This window comes from Pseudarthrobacter sp. N5 (assembly GCF_050157035.1).
Lineage (GTDB): Bacteria > Actinomycetota > Actinomycetes > Actinomycetales > Micrococcaceae > Arthrobacter.
The window spans coordinates 2,714,600-2,730,405 of sequence record NZ_CP189593.1 but is presented as its reverse complement, the minus strand read 5'-3'; the positions used below and the strand labels follow the sequence as shown (position 1 = coordinate 2,730,405).

Annotated in this window: 15 protein-coding genes; 10 read left to right on the top strand and 5 right to left on the bottom strand. The window is 64.6% G+C overall.

Features of this window, described 5'->3' with window-relative positions:
- Nucleotides 1–31 precede the first annotated feature (31 nt).
- Entirely contained in the window at nucleotides 32–790 is a 759-nt protein-coding gene (gene rph, locus ACQCST_RS13175; protein WP_426996209.1) for a ribonuclease PH, read from the top strand.
- Nucleotides 787–1,458, top strand: coding sequence for an RdgB/HAM1 family non-canonical purine NTP pyrophosphatase (gene rdgB, locus ACQCST_RS13170; RefSeq protein ID WP_426996208.1), 672 nt, complete (start codon nucleotides 787–789; stop codon nucleotides 1,456–1,458). The genes rph and rdgB overlap by 4 nt, the downstream gene beginning before the upstream one ends.
- A 79-nt stretch (nucleotides 1,459–1,537) precedes the next feature.
- Here rdgB and ACQCST_RS13165 read toward each other — a convergent pair whose 3' ends face one another.
- Complete coding sequence (locus ACQCST_RS13165; protein WP_426999177.1) at nucleotides 1,538–2,311, bottom strand: DedA family protein; 774 nt, start codon at nucleotides 2,309–2,311, stop codon at nucleotides 1,538–1,540.
- Nucleotides 2,312–2,470: 159 nt separating this feature from the next.
- Between ACQCST_RS13165 and ACQCST_RS13160 the strand changes: the two genes are divergently transcribed.
- Both ACQCST_RS13160 and ACQCST_RS13155 read left to right on the top strand, forming a co-directional pair.
- Nucleotides 2,471–3,490, top strand: coding sequence for an exonuclease domain-containing protein (locus tag ACQCST_RS13160; protein WP_426996207.1), 1,020 nt, complete (start codon nucleotides 2,471–2,473; stop codon nucleotides 3,488–3,490).
- 38 nt (nucleotides 3,491–3,528) lie between these two features.
- The gene (locus ACQCST_RS13155) at nucleotides 3,529–4,065 is read left to right on the top strand and encodes a DUF4395 domain-containing protein (protein WP_426996206.1); all 537 of its coding nucleotides are present in this window, start codon (nucleotides 3,529–3,531) and stop codon (nucleotides 4,063–4,065) included.
- Here ACQCST_RS13155 and ACQCST_RS13150 read toward each other — a convergent pair.
- Nucleotides 4,052–5,158, bottom strand: a complete 1,107-nt coding sequence (locus ACQCST_RS13150) for an ADP-ribosylglycohydrolase family protein (RefSeq protein WP_426996205.1) — start codon at nucleotides 5,156–5,158, stop codon at nucleotides 4,052–4,054. The genes ACQCST_RS13155 and ACQCST_RS13150 overlap by 14 nt on opposite strands.
- Before the next feature lie 111 nt (nucleotides 5,159–5,269).
- Between ACQCST_RS13150 and ACQCST_RS13145 the strand changes: the two genes are divergently transcribed.
- From ACQCST_RS13145 to ACQCST_RS13120, 6 genes are all read left to right on the top strand, one after another.
- Nucleotides 5,270–5,626: a YidH family protein gene (locus tag ACQCST_RS13145; protein WP_426996204.1), complete on the top strand. Its 357-nt coding sequence runs from the start codon at nucleotides 5,270–5,272 to the stop codon at nucleotides 5,624–5,626.
- The gene (locus tag ACQCST_RS13140; RefSeq protein ID WP_426996203.1) at nucleotides 5,623–5,952 is read left to right on the top strand and encodes a DUF202 domain-containing protein; all 330 of its coding nucleotides are present in this window, start codon (nucleotides 5,623–5,625) and stop codon (nucleotides 5,950–5,952) included. Before ACQCST_RS13145 ends, ACQCST_RS13140 begins: the two co-directional genes overlap by 4 nt.
- A gap of 106 nt (nucleotides 5,953–6,058) precedes the next feature.
- Entirely contained in the window at nucleotides 6,059–7,078 is a 1,020-nt protein-coding gene (locus ACQCST_RS13135) for an MIP/aquaporin family protein (protein ID WP_426996202.1), read from the top strand.
- A 64-nt stretch (nucleotides 7,079–7,142) separates the two neighbouring features.
- Complete coding sequence (locus ACQCST_RS13130) at nucleotides 7,143–8,348, top strand: exonuclease SbcCD subunit D (protein ID WP_426996201.1); 1,206 nt, start codon at nucleotides 7,143–7,145, stop codon at nucleotides 8,346–8,348.
- Entirely contained in the window at nucleotides 8,345–11,374 is a 3,030-nt protein-coding gene (locus tag ACQCST_RS13125; RefSeq protein WP_426996200.1) for an AAA family ATPase, read from the top strand. Before ACQCST_RS13130 ends, ACQCST_RS13125 begins: the two co-directional genes overlap by 4 nt.
- 95 nt (nucleotides 11,375–11,469) lie before the next feature.
- Nucleotides 11,470–12,840, top strand: coding sequence for an MFS transporter (locus ACQCST_RS13120; protein WP_426996199.1), 1,371 nt, complete (start codon nucleotides 11,470–11,472; stop codon nucleotides 12,838–12,840).
- A 203-nt stretch (nucleotides 12,841–13,043) separates the two neighbouring features.
- Here ACQCST_RS13120 and ACQCST_RS13115 read toward each other — a convergent pair whose 3' ends face one another.
- The 3 genes from ACQCST_RS13115 to hpaD form a co-directional block, all read right to left on the bottom strand.
- Nucleotides 13,044–13,859 carry an HpcH/HpaI aldolase family protein gene (locus tag ACQCST_RS13115; protein WP_426996198.1) on the bottom strand — a complete coding sequence of 272 codons (816 nt, stop codon included), beginning with the start codon at nucleotides 13,857–13,859 and terminating at the stop codon, nucleotides 13,044–13,046.
- Nucleotides 13,844–14,629 carry a 2-oxo-hept-4-ene-1,7-dioate hydratase gene (gene hpaH, locus ACQCST_RS13110; protein WP_426996197.1) on the bottom strand — a complete coding sequence of 262 codons (786 nt, stop codon included), beginning with the start codon at nucleotides 14,627–14,629 and terminating at the stop codon, nucleotides 13,844–13,846. Before hpaH ends, ACQCST_RS13115 begins: the two co-directional genes overlap by 16 nt.
- Before the next feature lie 90 nt (nucleotides 14,630–14,719).
- Nucleotides 14,720–15,793, bottom strand: a complete 1,074-nt coding sequence (gene hpaD, locus ACQCST_RS13105; protein WP_426996196.1) for a 3,4-dihydroxyphenylacetate 2,3-dioxygenase — start codon at nucleotides 15,791–15,793, stop codon at nucleotides 14,720–14,722.
- Nucleotides 15,794–15,806: the final 13 nt, after the last annotated feature.

The following is a 15,806-nucleotide window of genomic DNA, read 5'->3' as shown; positions in this document are numbered from 1 at the left end:
TCGGCCGCCGTCGACTCGATAAGCTGAAGGCATGACTTCTGAAGCAACCACAGCCCCCGTCATCCGTGCCGACGGACGCACCCCCGAGCAGCTCCGCCCCATCAGCATCACCCGCGGCTGGTCCAAGCAGGCTGAAGGTTCAGCTCTTATTGAATTCGGCAACACCCGGGTGCTGTGCACGGCTTCGCTGACCGCCGGGGTGCCCCGCTGGCTCAAGGGCGAAGGCCGCGGCTGGGTCACCGCCGAGTACGCCATGCTGCCGCGGGCCACCAACACCCGCTCCGACCGTGAGTCCGTCAAGGGCAAGATCGGCGGACGGACCCATGAGATCTCCCGGCTGATCGGGCGCTCGCTGCGTTCCATCATTGACACCAAGGCCCTTGGCGAGAACACGATTGTACTGGACTGCGACGTCCTCCAGGCCGACGGCGGCACGCGCACCGCTGCGATTACCGGCGCCTATGTGGCGCTCGCCGAAGCCATCCGTTTCGCCCGCGAAAACAAGCTCATTGCAAAGAACGCACAGCCCCTGATCGACACGATCGCCGCCGTTTCCGTTGGAATTATTGATGGCATTCCCATGCTGGACCTGCCCTATGTGGAAGATGTTCGCGCCGAGACTGACATGAACGTGGTGGTGACCGGCTCCGGGAAGTTTGTGGAGGTTCAGGGAACCGCCGAGGGAGCTCCCTTCGACCGTGATGAGCTGAATAAGTTGCTGGACCTGGCCTTACTGGGGACCACCCAGCTGGCGGCCATCCAGCGCGAGACCCTGGCGGAAGCCCCGTGACGGAAACCGGGGCAGCGACGGCGCCGCGCCTGGTGCTCGCGACCCACAACCGGGGCAAGCTTCGTGAGCTTCGTGATCTGCTCCGGGGCCAGGTGCCGGGTCTGGATGTGGACACCCAGGTGGTTGACGCCGGAGCTGTGGGAGCTCCGGATGTTGCAGAGACCGGGGTGACCTTCGCTGAAAACTCGCTGCTGAAGGCCCGGGCCGTGGCTGAAGCCACCGGCCTGGTGGCAATCGCCGACGACTCAGGTCTGTCAGTGGATGTGCTGGGCGGGGCACCGGGAATCTTTTCGGCCCGCTGGTCCGGCCGTCACGGAGACGACGCCGCCAATCTGCAGCTCCTCCTGGACCAGCTGGCAGATGTTCCGGACGGCCACCGCGCGGCCGCTTTTGTGTGCGCAGCGGCTCTGGCAATCCCGGATTCCACGCGGACCGGCGGTTCCGTGGGTGCCGCAGCGCGCCGCGAGGTGGTGGAGTACGGCCAGCTGGAAGGCATCTTACTGCGTGAACCCCGCGGCGCGGGGGGATTCGGCTACGATCCCGTACTTCAGCCTTTGGGCCTGGACCGCAGCTGCGCGGAACTGAGCCCTGCCGAGAAGAACGCCATCAGCCACCGTGGGCAGGCGTTCCGGGCGCTGCTGCCGGCCATTGTCGAAGCCCTCCGATAAGAGCTGAAGGCAGGAAAGGCACCTCACAGCCGTGAGGTGCCTTTCCTGCGTTTGCCAGGGACTTCCCGGAGCGCTGAGGTCAGCGCTCCGTGTCCGGTTCACTTTCCTGCACGGGTTCGTGTTCATCAATGAACTCATCCACCGGATCCGTGCCGAGGGCTGCAGCCTTGCGCTTGGCGGCGAACCCGCGGAGCACCTCGATGCCGATCGGAACAACGGAGATCAGCACAATAACGATGAAAATGATGTCGATGTTCTTGCCGACCCACTCATATTGACCGAGCCAGGCACCAAGGAGGGTGACGCCGCCACCCCACAGGACGGCTCCGATCACGTTGTAGAGGAAGAACTTGCGCTTATCCATCTGCGCCACGCCGACGATCACCGGAACGAACGTCCTGATGATGGGAACGAACCGCGCAAGGATCAGTGCCTTACCGCCGTGCTTCTCAAAAAAGGCGTGGGCGCTTTCGACATTCTCCCGCTTGAACAAACGCGAATCCGGCCGCTTGAAGATCGCTGGTCCGGCCGTCGAACCGATGAGATAGCCGGCCTGGTTGCCTACGATCGCTGCCACGATGATGAGTGCACACATCAGCCAAAGATTGAAGTTGATGGCACCGGTGGACACGAGCAGCCCGGCGGTGAAAAGCATCGAATCGCCGGGCAGGAAGAAGCCCACCAGCAGGCCGGTCTCGGCAAAGATGATGCCACAGACGAGGAGGACCACCCAGCCACCCAGAGGGGAGTCGCGGAGGAATACATCGGGATTCAGCCAGTCGGGCAGGAAGGAGGCCAGCTGCGGCTGCACCGGTCCGGCACCGCCGAGCGTGGTCACGGCAAAGTCGCTTATCGCAGAAATTATCACCTTTCAAGGGTACTTGACGGTTCCCACAGCCACCTGATTAAGGATCCGTCGACAGCCGGAACCGGAGGGCGCCGGCGCAAGGAAACCACGACAGGGCCGCTCCGGTGGCACCGGGGTGGTGCTGCGCGGCGGTAAAGTTGAGCCGTGGGTTTGGATTTTACGGCGATCGACTTCGAGACGGCCAATGGCTTCCGAGGTTCACCCTGCGCTGTTGGCCTCACCAAAGTCCGGGGTGGCATGGTGGTTGAGGAAGCCTCGTGGCTGATGCGTCCGCCGGAAAACCATGACCGCTTTGACCACCACAACGTGCGCATCCACGGCATCCGCTCGGAGGATGTAGCCGGGCTTCCCAGGTTCGGCGAGCTGTTCCCCGAAATCGGCGCTTTCATCGGCAACGACGTTCTGGCGGCGCACAATGCTGCGTTTGATCTCGGGGTTATCCGCTCCGGTCTTGAAGTTTCAGGGTTGCCCGGGCCCGCCTATGACTACGTCTGCACCGTGATGCTGTCCCGGCGCTGTTATTCGCTGGTGTCGAACTCGCTGCCGTTTGCCGCTGAAGAGGCCGGCGTGCCCCTGGTCAACCACCACGATGCAGCGGAGGACGCTCGGGCGTGCGCTGGCATATTAATTGACATTGCCGGCCGGAACGGTGCCAACAGCGTTGCCGAGCTGTTCCTTTCCCTGGGCCTCGCGGTCCCTCACCAGCAGGCTTTTGATCCGGCGCTGGATGCGCTGTCCAAGGCGACGTTGACGGCGTTGGGTGCTGTAAACGGAAACGTTGCCGATCTTGTCCGGCCGTACCAGAGCGGCTGGCCGGAAGAAGGCGCCAACCCTGCCCCGAACCACAACGCCGAGCCGGGGCACCCGCTGTTCGGCCAGACCGTGGTGTTCACTGGCCAGCTGGCTATGCCCCGCCCGGAAGCCAAAGTCCGATCGGCGGAGTTCGGCGCCCGGCCGGAAAGCCGGGTAACTGCCCGTACCACCGTCTTAGTGGTGGGAGACGGATTTGCTGCCTCGGATCTGCGTTCGGGGCGGCTGACCGGCAAGGCGCGGCGGGTACTGGAGCTGCATGACCGGGGCCAGCTGATAGAGGTGCTGTCCGAAGGTGAGTTCATGCAGATGGTTGGCGGCGCATCGGGCGCCAAAGTTCACACGGCGCAATAAATCTTCCGCAAGCGAAGCTGGACTCCTAGCCTTGCAGCATGAGCAAACCGATCGATCTCCAGACTCCGGCGGCACCTTCGAAGGCCGGCATGGAGTGGCGTGTGGTCTTTGCTTTCCCCAACCCGGTCAATGAATACGCGGCCCGGATTACCGCCGGGCTGGTGGTGCTCCTGGCGCTGGCGACACTTCTCACCGGCTTCGCCTGGGGCCTGGCGGCGATTGCCGTCGGGTTCTGGCTGCGTTTGCTGTTCGGCCCCAGGGTTTCGCCGCTGGCGCTGCTCTCGGTCAAGGTACTGGCACCCCGGCTGGGCCGCGCCAAGCTGGTGCCAGGCCCGCCCAAGCGCTTCGCCCAGGGGATCGGCGCGGCCATGTCCACGGCAGCGGTCGTGCTGTTGGCGGCTGGTCTTGACCCGGCGGCCTGGTCAGTGCTTGCCGTGCTGATCGCGGCTGCAGCTCTGGAAGCTTTCGCCGGTTTTTGCCTGGGGTGCGCGGTCTTCGGTTTCCTTCAACGACACGGAATGATCCCGGAAGATGTTTGCGAGGCCTGCAACAACGTGACGCTCAGCCGGTTGTGACGGCCACCAGCTGCGCCGCCATCCCGCGGATCACCTCAGGCGCTTCGAGAACTTCCAACCACTCCGCCGGCAGGCATTCCTCCCCGTAGTAGGCTCCCAGGATGTTTCCTGCGATGGAGCCGGTGGAGTCGCTGTCCCCGCTGTGGTTGACGGCGAGAACAACCGCTGCCCTGAAGTGCTCCTCCGGGTGGCTATGGTCCGCCCCTTTTGGCGCAGTCGCCAGCACTGCATAAAGCGCGACGGCGAACGCCTCCTCCGCGACCCATCCCTCGCCGAGTTCGCGCACGAGTCCCTCCGGATCCAGTACGCCGTGGGGTACTTCCGGGTCTTGTGCCTCGGCAGCGAGACGGACCGCCGCCTCCAGCCGCTCCACGAGTTCCGGGACGGCGGCGGCGTCTGCCCGCAAGCCTCCGAGTACTTGGGCGGCAGCCGCTTGGAGACCCAAACCTTCAACCAGATGATGGATGAGCATGCTGAAGTACGCTGCGCTTTGGCGCGCTGACGGATGCCCGTGGGTCAGCGCCGCTGCATCAGAGCTCAGTTTGTACACTGCGTTGGCGCCGATGTGTGGAATCAGGCCGAAAGGCGCCGAGCGCATGACGGTACCGCACCCCTTCGACTGGGGATTAACCGGGCGGTACACCGTGCCCATTTCGCCTGTGGAAAGTCCGCTCAGACAGGCATTTCCGGGTGCGCGTCGGTGTTTGAGCACTTGCTGGGCATCGATCCAGCGCTGTTGGGGTACAGGCGCCGCGGGTGGCACCGTTCCGCCCTGTGTGCCGAGCCACCGCAGATAGGCAAGCCACAGGCAGGCATTTGCGTCGGCGCCCACCCCGGAATTTGCCCACTCCAGTGCCTCCACCAGCCCGTCAACCGTGTAAAGCGTCATCTGGGTGTCGTCAGAAAAGTGACTGCCGCCGTCGAGCGCTGAAAAGTCCTGTAGCCCAACAGCGCCGAACCGTTCGCGGATGGCCGTGATGGCATCAAACTCGACGGCGTATCCCAGGGAATCACCCAGGGCACCGCCCAGGAGGCAGCCGTGGATGCGTGATTCCGGGGACGGCACCGTGTGGATGCCGGATTCAATGCTCATGAAAGTAATTTACCCTGACGGTAACCGGGCCACCGCTACAGTGGACCGGGCGAGGTGTGATGGAATTTAGGCGGCCGGAGATACTAACCGACCTAGGACAGGAGGAAGTACGTGCGGGAACCAGCGTGGCGCAAGACAGGGAAAACACCGGACTACCGTTTCTCGCTGGCCAACGAACGTACCTTTCTGGCGTGGATCCGGACCTCATTGGCCTTGCTGGCGGGCGGTGTGGCCATCGACCAGCTGACTCCGGACATTGCCCCGCCACCGGTCCGGGTAACACTCTGCGTGATCTTGGCCCTGATCGGCGCCGGTCTGGCCGCGCTCTCGTATCGGCGCTGGGGGAGGATGGAGGCCGCTATGCGCCAGGACCGCGAGCTCCCATTCTCGGCCGTGATGCTGGTGATGACCATAGTCGTGGCGCTCGCCGCCATCACATTCGGCGTCCTTATCCTCGTGGCCCGTTGACGCACGCGCCCGTCCGCGACAGCGGTCTCCAACCGGAACGGACCTTACTTGCGTGGCGCCGGACACTGCTGACGCTTCTGGTTGTTGATCTGTTTATCTGGCGCAGCTGGCTGCTGGCAGGATCTTCGCGGATGCCGGATTTCCAGGGCGTATGCGCCCTGACCTCGGCCGCTGTCACCGTGGTTTTTTGCTTATGCCTGTGGGCCAGATCCAGGCAGCTGCGCGGACGGCAGGAGTCGCCCTCGCCGTATCTGCTGCAGGTGGCCACAGTGTCCGTTCTCACACTCGGCCTGACGGCGACCGCCGCGATAGTTCTGGGGCGCTAGGCCCGCATCCAGCAACTGTCCAGACTCTGTTGGCAGAATGCAAAGGCTGCACCCGACTGGACAGCCTTATCCACCGAAACGCAAGCAAACAAAGGAACCAGCGAAAATGACCTTCCCTCTGTCCGCGCACCACGCTGACAACACCCCGCCGCCCGCAGGTGCTGATGCTTCGTTCAGCCCTGGACTGGTTGCCCGGTTGTCGGCAGAAGTGTTCGGCACGCTGTTCCTGGTGATGGTTGGACTGGGCGTCCCCCTCTTCAGCATCCCGTCGTCCAACCCGATGTCCGCATCGCTTGCCGCCGGTCTCGGCGTAACGGCTGCCATGCTGGCATTCGCGTACATTTCCGGCGGGCATTTCAATCCGGCTATCACCGTTGGCAATGCCATCGCGGGCAGGATCCGTCTTCCGGAGGCCGCTGCGTACATTGGCGCCCAACTGGTGGGTGCCGGCGTTGGTGCGCTGGCCCTGTTCGGCATTCTGCGCACCGTCCCGACTATTAAGGACACACGAACAGCATTCGATACCGTCACGGCGGGCTTCGGCGAGCATTCCATCATCCAGGCGCCGATGGCCGGCGTATTGCTGGTGGAAGTGCTCGGGGCCGCACTCCTGGTCGCTGTTTTCCTTGGTGCAACTGCCCGCAGGAACGTACACAAGGCTGCCGCGCCGTTCGCCGTCGGTCTGACCCTTGCTGTGCTGCTCCAGCTTGGACAGGCAGTCGGAAACACTCCGTTCAACCCGGCCAGAGCGGCTGCTTCTGCGTTCTTCAGCAGCTCATGGTCCCTCGAGCAGCTCTGGCTGTTCTGGGTTGCACCCCTGGTCGGTGCAGCCATTGCCGGGCTGGTCTTCCGCGGTTTCGCCGAGACGCCGGCCGCCGTGCCACTTGGTGCTGGAGGCGCCGGTGCTGACCTTGCTGACGTTGACCCCGTCGACGACGAACTCGATAACGATGGGCTCGAGGACGACGTGGATGATGCAGCTCTCGCCGAGGCCGCACCCGTGCCTGACCGCAAGAATTCCAGGACGTTAGGTGCCTCAACCGCTTCCGGCGCAGCGGGCACTGAAAACGACCGTGGACCGGGCGGCGACGCACAGGATTTCTTCGACGGAAAAAGCAGCCAGTAGGCCTTGGCTCTCCGCCCAAGGCGTCGGTGCGGAGAATGTCAGAGCCAGCGGATAACGTGTGAATATGCGGATATTGCACACATCAGACTGGCACCTCGGCCGTTCCTTTCACGGCGTCGGCATGCTGGATGCCCAGCGGTCCTTCATCGACCAGCTGGTTGCCTGTGTCCGCGAAAAAACCGTAGACGTCGTCCTCATCGCGGGCGACGTTTACGACCGCGCACTGCCCGGTGTTGACGTTGTCGGTCTGCTCGATGACGCGCTGGTCCGGCTGACCGGCGCCGGAGCGCAGGTATTGCTGACCAGCGGTAACCACGATTCCGCTATCAGGCTGGGATTTGCATCCCGGCTGTTGGAACGCGGCGGGGTCCATCTGCGCACCAGGCTCGCAGAGTTGGACAAGCCATTGGTGCTGCCGCTGGGCGACGGAACGGGCGACGGAGCAGGCGACGGGACTGGCGCCGGGACCGATCCGGTGCTGGCGATTTACGGAATCCCCTGGCTGGAGCCGCGTCTTGTCGCAGAGCAGCTCGGCGTGGAAACGGCGAGCCACTTCGAGGTCACCAGGGCGGCCACAGAGCGGATCCGCGAGGACCTTCGGCGGCGGCGCGCGAGCGGAACTGTCCACTCAATCGTGCTTGCCCATACATTCGCCAGTGGGGGCATCGGCTCGGACAGCGAACGTGATCTGAGCATCGGCGGCGTCGGTGCAGTGCCGTTGGATCTATTTGAGGGCTTCAGCTACACCGCGCTCGGCCATCTTCACGGGCGGCAATCGCTCAATGCCGAAGTCAGGTACTCCGGCTCGCCGCTGGCGTACTCGTTTTCCGAGGCGAAGCACCTGAAGGGCAGCTGGCTGATCGACGTCGGCCCGTCGGGGGTCACCGCGGTAACCGATGTCCTCTGGGATGCGCCGCGCAAGCTTGCTGTCTTCCGGGGACGCCTCGCAGAACTGCTGGGCTCGGAGGAGTATGGCTGGGCAGAGGATGCCTATTGCCAGATTACGCTGACGGATGCCCAGCGGCCTGCCCAGGCCATGGAGCGGCTGCGCGCCCGCTTTCCGGACACGCTTGTCCTTGGTTTTGACCCTGAAGGAAGCGTGGCCGCAGCCAAAACGAGCTACAGTAGCCGCCTGGCCGAGGCAGCCGACGATCTGTCCGTCTGCTGCGGTTTTCTGGACCACGTCACCGGCCGTCTGCCGGATGAGTCCGAACGCGCAGCCCTTTCCTTTGCGCTGGACAACGTCCGTCTGCAGGAGGTGTCACTGTGAGGATCCATCGACTTGAAATCTCCGCCTTCGGCCCGTTTGCCGGCACCGAGGAAATAGACTTCGACCGGCTCAGCGCGCATGGGCTCTTCCTGCTCAACGGTGCTACAGGCGCCGGCAAGACCAGCGTCCTGGATGCCATCTGCTTTGCCCTCTACGGTTCCGTTCCTGGTGCCCGCCAGGATGGCAAGAGACTGCGCAGCGACCACGCTGCCGCTGCGCTCGAGCCCGGTGTCACTTGTGAATTTTCTGCACGCGGACGTCATTTTGAAGTGTCCCGGTCACCGGCATGGGAAAAACCCAGTGCCCGGGGCAAAAACGGCTTTACCACGCAGCAGGCGCACACGCTCCTGCGCGAACGCGTCGACGGGATGTGGACTGAAAAGTCAGGCCGTATCGACGAAGCAGGAGCCGAAATCACCGCCATCCTCGGCATGGACAGGGAGCAGTTCACCCGGGTCGTGATGTTGCCTCAGGGCGACTTTGCCGCGTTCCTGCGGTCCAAAGCGACTGACCGTCTCGATTTGCTCCAGAAACTATTCGGAACTCACCGTTTCGAGGCTGTGGAGCAAGAGCTCACCCGGCAGGCACAAAACGCCCGCTCAGACGTGGCAAGCCTCAATGACCAACTGGCGCTGATGGTTTCCAGGGCCGAATCCGAGGCTGCGCCACTTCTCCTGGATGCCGCGGAATCCCGGAGGCAGGAAGGTGGTGCGGCACTGCTTGGCTGGCTGGAAACCGCAGCATCGGCGCGTGTCGCGGAGCTCGTTGCCGCTGCGGCAGCGGCGGAAAAGGCGAGCCGCGTCAGCAACGGACGGTTCGAAGCCGGGGCAGCACGCTCTGCGAGACAGCTCAGGCTGGCGGCTGCCGTGAGCAGAAGAACAGCGGCCGAAGCAGGGGCTCCTGCACTGCAGCTTAGCGTTTCACGGCTGGAGCGACACCGGAAAGCGGAGGTCCTCGGAGGTCAACTGCAAGCTGTTGACACCGCGGAAACCGTGCTGGTCAGTGCAGCCCGGGGTAGGGAAGACACAACCCGGCAGCTCCGGCTTGCTGTGCAGTCCGAGCCTGAACTGGCCCACCTTGATCCTGACACGGTCCACATCTCCCCGGAACTCGGCAGGCTGAGAAGTCTCCAGGCCGTTGTGGAAGCCCGCCTCGGCGACGAACAACGGCTGGCAGAGCTGCGCAGCCGTGTCACAGCGGTGGAATCTTCGCGCCAGTCATTCATAGCCGCCAGCCGGACCCACGCCGGAGCCCTGGAGGCGCGGCTGGTTGAGTCTGAGGCGCTGGCGGCCGGAATCCAGCCCCTGGAGGAACGGGCGGCAGAGGCTGTGCTGCGCACCAAGGAAGCAGCGGCCGCTGATGAACTCGTGGACGTTGTGCGCCGTTATGGCAAGGCTGTTTCGGAGTGCGCCGTCATTGCCGGGCGTCACCGCGAAGCCAGGGATGAACACCTCGGGCTCAGGCAGAGCTGGTTGGATCTCCGGGAGGAACGGCTGGCCAACGCCGCCGCCGAGCTTGCTGCCCAGCTGACAGACGGCGGTGCCTGCCCGGTGTGCGGAAGTCCCGATCATCCGGCGCCTGCACCGTCGGCCGCTTCAGCACTCGGCATGGCGGAAGCAGAGCAAGTCGCACGTGACAGTTGTGAGACCGCAGAAGTGGCGCTGACCGCGCTCGAGCTGGAAGTGACAGCAGCACGGCAACACGTTGCCGTGCTGGCAGGTCAAGGCGGCGACACACCGGCCGAGGACGCTCGGAAGGCCGCAGCCGCCGCGCATGAAGCCGCGGCGGAGGCACAACGGGCGGTCAAGGAGCTGGCTGGCTGCCGGCTCCGGCAGTCGGAACTGGAGGCGGAAATCGAGGCCGTCACTTCAGCCAGGGCCGCGGCGCTTTCCGGTGCTGCGCAGGCCGAATCCACAGTGGCTGAAGTGCGGGAGCAGTCCACCACGCTCGAGTCGGCTCTGTCTGTGCTTCGTGCGGGTCATGCCAACCTCGCGGTGCGGATATGCGCCATCACGGCTGCTGCCGGGAGCCTCGAACGGGCCGAGGCCGCACAGGCGCAATGTGAACAGGCCGCGCTGCAGGCCGCAGAGGCGCGTCGGCAGCTCGAACTTGCCCTGCCGGCTGCGGGCTTCCAGACGGCCACGGCGGCTAAAGCCGGACTGGTGGGAGAAGCCGAGGCGGCGGCACTGCTGGCAGAAGTCCGGGCCGGGCAGGATGAACAGGCGCGGATCGCGGAACTGTTCGCCAGCGAAGATCTCAGGCTCGCGGCGGCGGAGCTCCACGAGGGCTCCACCATTGACGAATCCGAACTTGAAACTTTGCGTGAGGAGGAAGCGCAAGCCAGGCAGACAGCGGGCGAAGCGGTGCTGGCTTCGGGACTCGCCGCAAGATCCCGGGAAACGCTCGGAAGGATTTCCCGTGAATTTGAGGATGCCGCCACGGCAGGACGCGTGCCACGGGAACAGGCGGAACTACTGACTGCGCTTGCCGACGCCGCTTGCGGGCGGGGAGAAAACAGCTACCGGATGAGCCTGAACAGTTATGTGCTGGCGGCGAGGCTTGAACAGGTAGCACTTGCCGCCTCCGAACGGCTGGTGGCCATGAGCGATGGCCGGTACACGCTGCAGCACACAGATGCCAAGGCGGCCAGGGGCGCCAAATCTGGACTGGGACTGGAAGTGGTGGATCAGTGGACCGGCCACCGGCGGGACACCTCCACGCTCTCAGGCGGGGAATCCTTTATGGCGTCCCTATCTCTTGCCCTGGGGTTGGCGGATGTGGTGCAGCAGGAGGCCGGCGGCGTCGATATCGAGACGCTCTTTGTGGACGAAGGGTTCGGCAGCCTGGATGAACAGGCCCTCGAACAGGTCATGGATGCGCTCGAGGGCCTGCGCGACGGCGGACGCGTGGTGGGTCTGGTGAGCCATGTGGGCGAAATGAAACAACGGATCGGCACTCAGCTCCAGGTGGTCAAGGGACGCAATGGCTCTACCCTGCACATCTCTGACGGAGAGCTTGCAGGATAGGCGGCCCGCAACCGCCTTCGGCTATGCTTGGAGAGTTACCGGGTTGCGCGCATCGGGAGGAGGGACGATGCGCATTACTGAACGAGCCCGGAACCTTGACTCCCTCTACGGCGTCTCAGCGCCCCACAGATCAGCGCCCCTCAACTAGCGAATCTACCGATTCAGCGGAATCGGCGCGCCCCTCCAGCCGCTTTGCCCGTCTCCCGGCGCTGGCTGGTAAAGGCTTCATTCCCCTTGGCCTGTTCGCCCGCTTGCCACTCGCCATGCTGACCGTCGGGGCCTTGACGCTCATCACTTCAGTGAGCGGCTCGTACGCCACCGGCGGCATGGCTGCGGGGGCCGTGGGTATCGGCTCGGCCCTGGGGGCACCGGTCATCGGTGCACTGGCAGACCGCCTCGGCCAGCGTCCGGTGCTGCTCTTCGCTGCTGTTTTCAACGCTCTGGCGGTGCTGGCCGTCGTCTTCGCCGCCTACACGATTCCCGGCGTCGACGATTTTGGCGCCGCCGCCCCCGTCTTCGCGGCAGCTGTCATTGCCGGGGCCAGCTGTCCGCAGGTGGGCCCGCTTGCCCGCGTGCGCTGGATGGCACTCACATCCCAGGGCAGCCGTGACAACAAAAGCACCGACCTTGATACGGCGCTGTCCTATGAGAGCACCGCCGATGAGCTCACATTTGTGCTGGGCCCCGCGTTGGTAGGCATCCTGGCCAGCCTGATCGCACCCTGGCTGCCGCTGGCATTCGCGGCGGCGCTGACTATCACCCTGGTTCCGGCGTTCGCTGTACACCGCACACATTCCGCCGTTGTTCCCTCGGCCCGTCGCCGGCGATCTTCACACTCTGTCGCAGCGCCGGGTGGCCAGGGCGCAGGGGGAGCGGGTACCGGCCGCGGCCGAGTGGGCGCGTTCGCGGCCGTCGCGTTGCCAGTGTTGGCAATGGTGTGCATGGGAACCTTCTTCGGCTCCATGCAAACGGCTCTGAGTGCCTTCTCGGCAGGTTTCGCCACCTCGGAAGTCGCGGGGCTGCTGTACGCCGTTATGGGTCTTAGCTCGGCAGCGACGGCGCTATCGGTGGCGTTCTGGCCGCGACGTTTCGGCGTGACGTCCCGTTGGATGGCCAGCGCGGCTCTGATGGCAGGACTCTCCTTGCTGCTGCTTCTGCCGTCGTCGGTTCTGCCGATGATTCTGGTGCTGCTGGTCCTGGGGTTGCCTGTTGGTCCGGTCATGGTCACGGTTTTTGCCATTGGCGGGCTGGTGGCACCCGCCGGGCGGCTAGGCACTGTGATGACAGCTCTGGCCAGCGGCATTGTCGCCGGCACGGCACTGGGCTCGTCCGTTGCAGGGCAGCTCGCTCAGAGCCAGGGCTATTCGAAGGCACTCCTGGTGCCTGTCTGCGCCGCAACGGTGCTGTTCCTGCTGGGGGCGGCCGCCGTCGTGGTCCGTCAACTCAGGCGCCGGACCGCGGCGTAGGATCGCCGCGCGAAGGCCGGCCAGATTCCGGCAGTGAACTTTCGGATAGGATGTGCGCACATCGTCAAAGAGCGAGCACACCGATCGCATCGGATCCGCCGCCTGGCCAGCGAGAACGGCGATCATCCAGTAGTCGGAGGAAGATCATGGTCATGGATATTCTTCTGGGAACTCCTTTCTGCCCGCGTCGGTGGCTGCCACTGCTAGTAGCTGGCGGGCGTGCCGGGGCGGGTGGATGGATCGGGGATGTAGGTGGCTGCCAGACCTTCGCTGCCCCTGGCCAGCAGCGCCACGTCTGCACCGACAAGGATGAAGTCTGCGCCGGCAGCAAGGTAGCGGCGTGCGGTGGTCTCGGCGAAGGCATTGACCCCTACCGCTTTGCCAGCGGACTTGACCTCGCGGATGGTGCTTTCAACGGCGGCCACCACATCCGGGTGGTCCTGCTGTCCGAGCAGGCCCATCGAGGCGGCCAGATCCGAGGGGCCCACAAACACCGCGTCGATCCCCTCGACAGCGGCGATAGACGAGGCATTCTCCACGGCCTGGACCGATTCGACCTGCACAATGACCGTGACGGTGTCCGAAGCCCGGGCCAGGTAGTCCGGGATGCGGTTCCACCGGGCGGACCGTGCCAAGGCCGAGCCGACACCGCGGACACCGAGCGGCGGGTAGCGTGCCGCGGCGACGGCGGCAGCGGCGTCGTCGGCGGTGTGGACCATGGGTATCAGCAGCGTCTGGACTCCCAGATCCAGGTACTGCTTGATCAGGACGGCGTCATTGACCGGTGGGCGTACGACGGCGGTGACCGGATATCCCCTGACGGCCTGAAGCTGCGCGAGGATGGATTCGAGCCCGTTGGGGCTGTGTTCGGCATCGATGAGCAGCCAGTCCAGGCCAGCGCCGGCGCAGATCTCGGCCACCAGCGGGCTGCCGGAGCAGACCCACATTCCGGCAAGCGGCCTGGCGGCAGAGGCGAGGGCGTCCTTGAAGGACTGCTCCGGTTCTACTCGAAACGGCATGTGATAGCTCCCAGCGGTCCGTAGTCGGCATGGACAGTGTCACCTTTATCTACCCACAGCGGGCGGGTGAAGGAGCCTGCGAGGATAATGTCGCCGGCCTTCATGCCGTCGCCATGGGCCGCGATCTTGTTGGCGAGCCAGTGCACGCCGTTGGCCGGATGGTCCAGGACGCCGGCGGCGACCCCGGTCTCCTCCACGGTCTGGTTCTTGTAAAGGATCGCGGATACCCAGCGGAGATCGACCGCGTCAGGCCGGACAGGATTTCCGCCCACCACCATGGCGCCCATGGCCGCGTTGTCCGCAATGGTGTCCACGATGGTCCGGCCCTCCATCTCGATCCGGGAATCCAGGATCTCGAGGGCCGGAACCACATAGTCGGTGGCGTTCAGGACGTCGAAAATGGTGCAACCGGGTCCGGCCAGGTCCGTCTTGAGCACAAATGCCAGTTCCACCTCCACCCTGGGATGCGTGTACTGCTCCCATCGCACTGAACAGCCGGTCTCCAGCACCATGTCATCGAAGATGGCACCGTAGTCGGGTTCGGTGATGCCTGTGGCGGCCTGCATGGCCCTGGATGTCAGGCCGATCTTTCGGCCCACCAGCTTCCGCCCGGCCTCCTCGTTTCGGCGGCGCCACAGCCGCTGCACGGCATAGGAATCCTCCACGGTCATGTCCGGGTACCGTTCCGTCAACCTCTTCACCGGCGTCCGGGTGCGGCCAGCATCAACTAATTCGTCGGCGATGGCAATGATGGTTTCGTCGTCAAGCATTTTTGTCCTTACTGAGGTTGCTGGAACGGTAGCGGAGCGGCTGGCAGTCTGCTTCCGTGGAGACCGACGGCCGCCCCCCGCCGGGCTGCGTCAGAGCTGATTGCCTACCTTGAAGCCGCGTTCCTCGCCGGGCTCGCGGGTGTAGGAGAAACCATCGGCACCCACTGTCACGGCCATTTCGCTGTTGTCCGTTCGGGCCACGATCGGCTGCGGATTACCGTCCAGATCCAGCACCAGCGAGGCGTCGGTGTACCAGCTGGGGACAACAGGGTTGCCCCACCAGTCGCGGCGCTGGTTGTCGTGGACGTCCCAGGTGACAGTGGGGTTGTCCGGATCGCCGGTGTAGTAGTCCTGCGTATAGATCTCGATGCGGTGGCCGTCGGGATCCAGAACGTAGAGGTAGAAGGCGTTGGAGACGCCGTGTCGGCCGGGGCCGCGCTCGATCCGGTCCGAGATGCGCAGGGCGCCCATCTTGTCGCAGATCTGGATGATGTTGTGCTTCTCGTGCGTGGCGAAGGCAACGTGGTGCATGCGGGGGCCGTCGCCCCCGGTCAGGGCGGTGTCGTGCACCGTCTGCTTGCGGTGCATCCAGGCCGCGTAGGTGACTCCGTCAGAGTCCTTGATGTCCTCCGAGACACGGAAACCCAGATCCTCCAGGTATGCACGGCCCTTGGGCACATCAGGGGTGACCTGGTTGAAATGGTCCAGGCGGACCAGTTCGCCGGCGTTGTAGAGGTCGTAGCGGCGGGTCAGGCGCTCCACGTGCTCGGTCTCGTAGAAGAACTCGTAGGGGAAGCCCAGCGGATCCTCTACCCGCAAGGAATCGCCGATGCCCTTGGAGAAGCCGTCCTTGCGGCGCTCTGTGCGACAGCCCAGTTCCCTGTAATAGGCCTCGGCGGCATCCACCTCAGCGGGTGACTTCACGCGGTAGGCGAAAGCAGCGACGGCGGCCACCGGACCCTTGCGCAGCACCAGGTTGTGGTGGATGAACTCTTCCAGGGAGCGCAGGTAGATCGCGTTCTCGTCCTCTTCGGTGATGTGCAGGCCCAGCACGTCCACGTAGAACTCGCGGGATTTGGCAAGATCGGTGACCACCAGATCCATGTAGGCGCAGCGGACGATATCCGGGGCCGGGACGCTGGGGGTGGGAAGGAAATTTGTCATGGCGTACTCCTCT

Excerpts from the sequence above, each read along its gene's own strand:
- rph (WP_426996209.1), top strand. The coding sequence starts at position 32 with ATGACTTCTGAAGCAACCACAGCCCCCGTCATCCGTGCCGACGGACGC.
- ACQCST_RS13155 (WP_426996206.1), top strand. The coding sequence starts at position 3,529 with ATGAGCAAACCGATCGATCTCCAGACTCCGGCGGCACCTTCGAAGGCC.
- ACQCST_RS13150 (WP_426996205.1), bottom strand. The coding sequence starts at position 5,158 with ATGAGCATTGAATCCGGCATCCACACGGTGCCGTCCCCGGAATCACGC.
- ACQCST_RS13135 (WP_426996202.1), top strand. The coding sequence starts at position 6,059 with ATGACCTTCCCTCTGTCCGCGCACCACGCTGACAACACCCCGCCGCCC.
- ACQCST_RS13130 (WP_426996201.1), top strand. The coding sequence starts at position 7,143 with ATGCGGATATTGCACACATCAGACTGGCACCTCGGCCGTTCCTTTCAC.
- ACQCST_RS13115 (WP_426996198.1), bottom strand. The coding sequence starts at position 13,859 with ATGCCGTTTCGAGTAGAACCGGAGCAGTCCTTCAAGGACGCCCTCGCC.
- hpaH (WP_426996197.1), bottom strand. The coding sequence starts at position 14,629 with ATGCTTGACGACGAAACCATCATTGCCATCGCCGACGAATTAGTTGAT.
- hpaD (WP_426996196.1), bottom strand. The coding sequence starts at position 15,793 with ATGACAAATTTCCTTCCCACCCCCAGCGTCCCGGCCCCGGATATCGTC.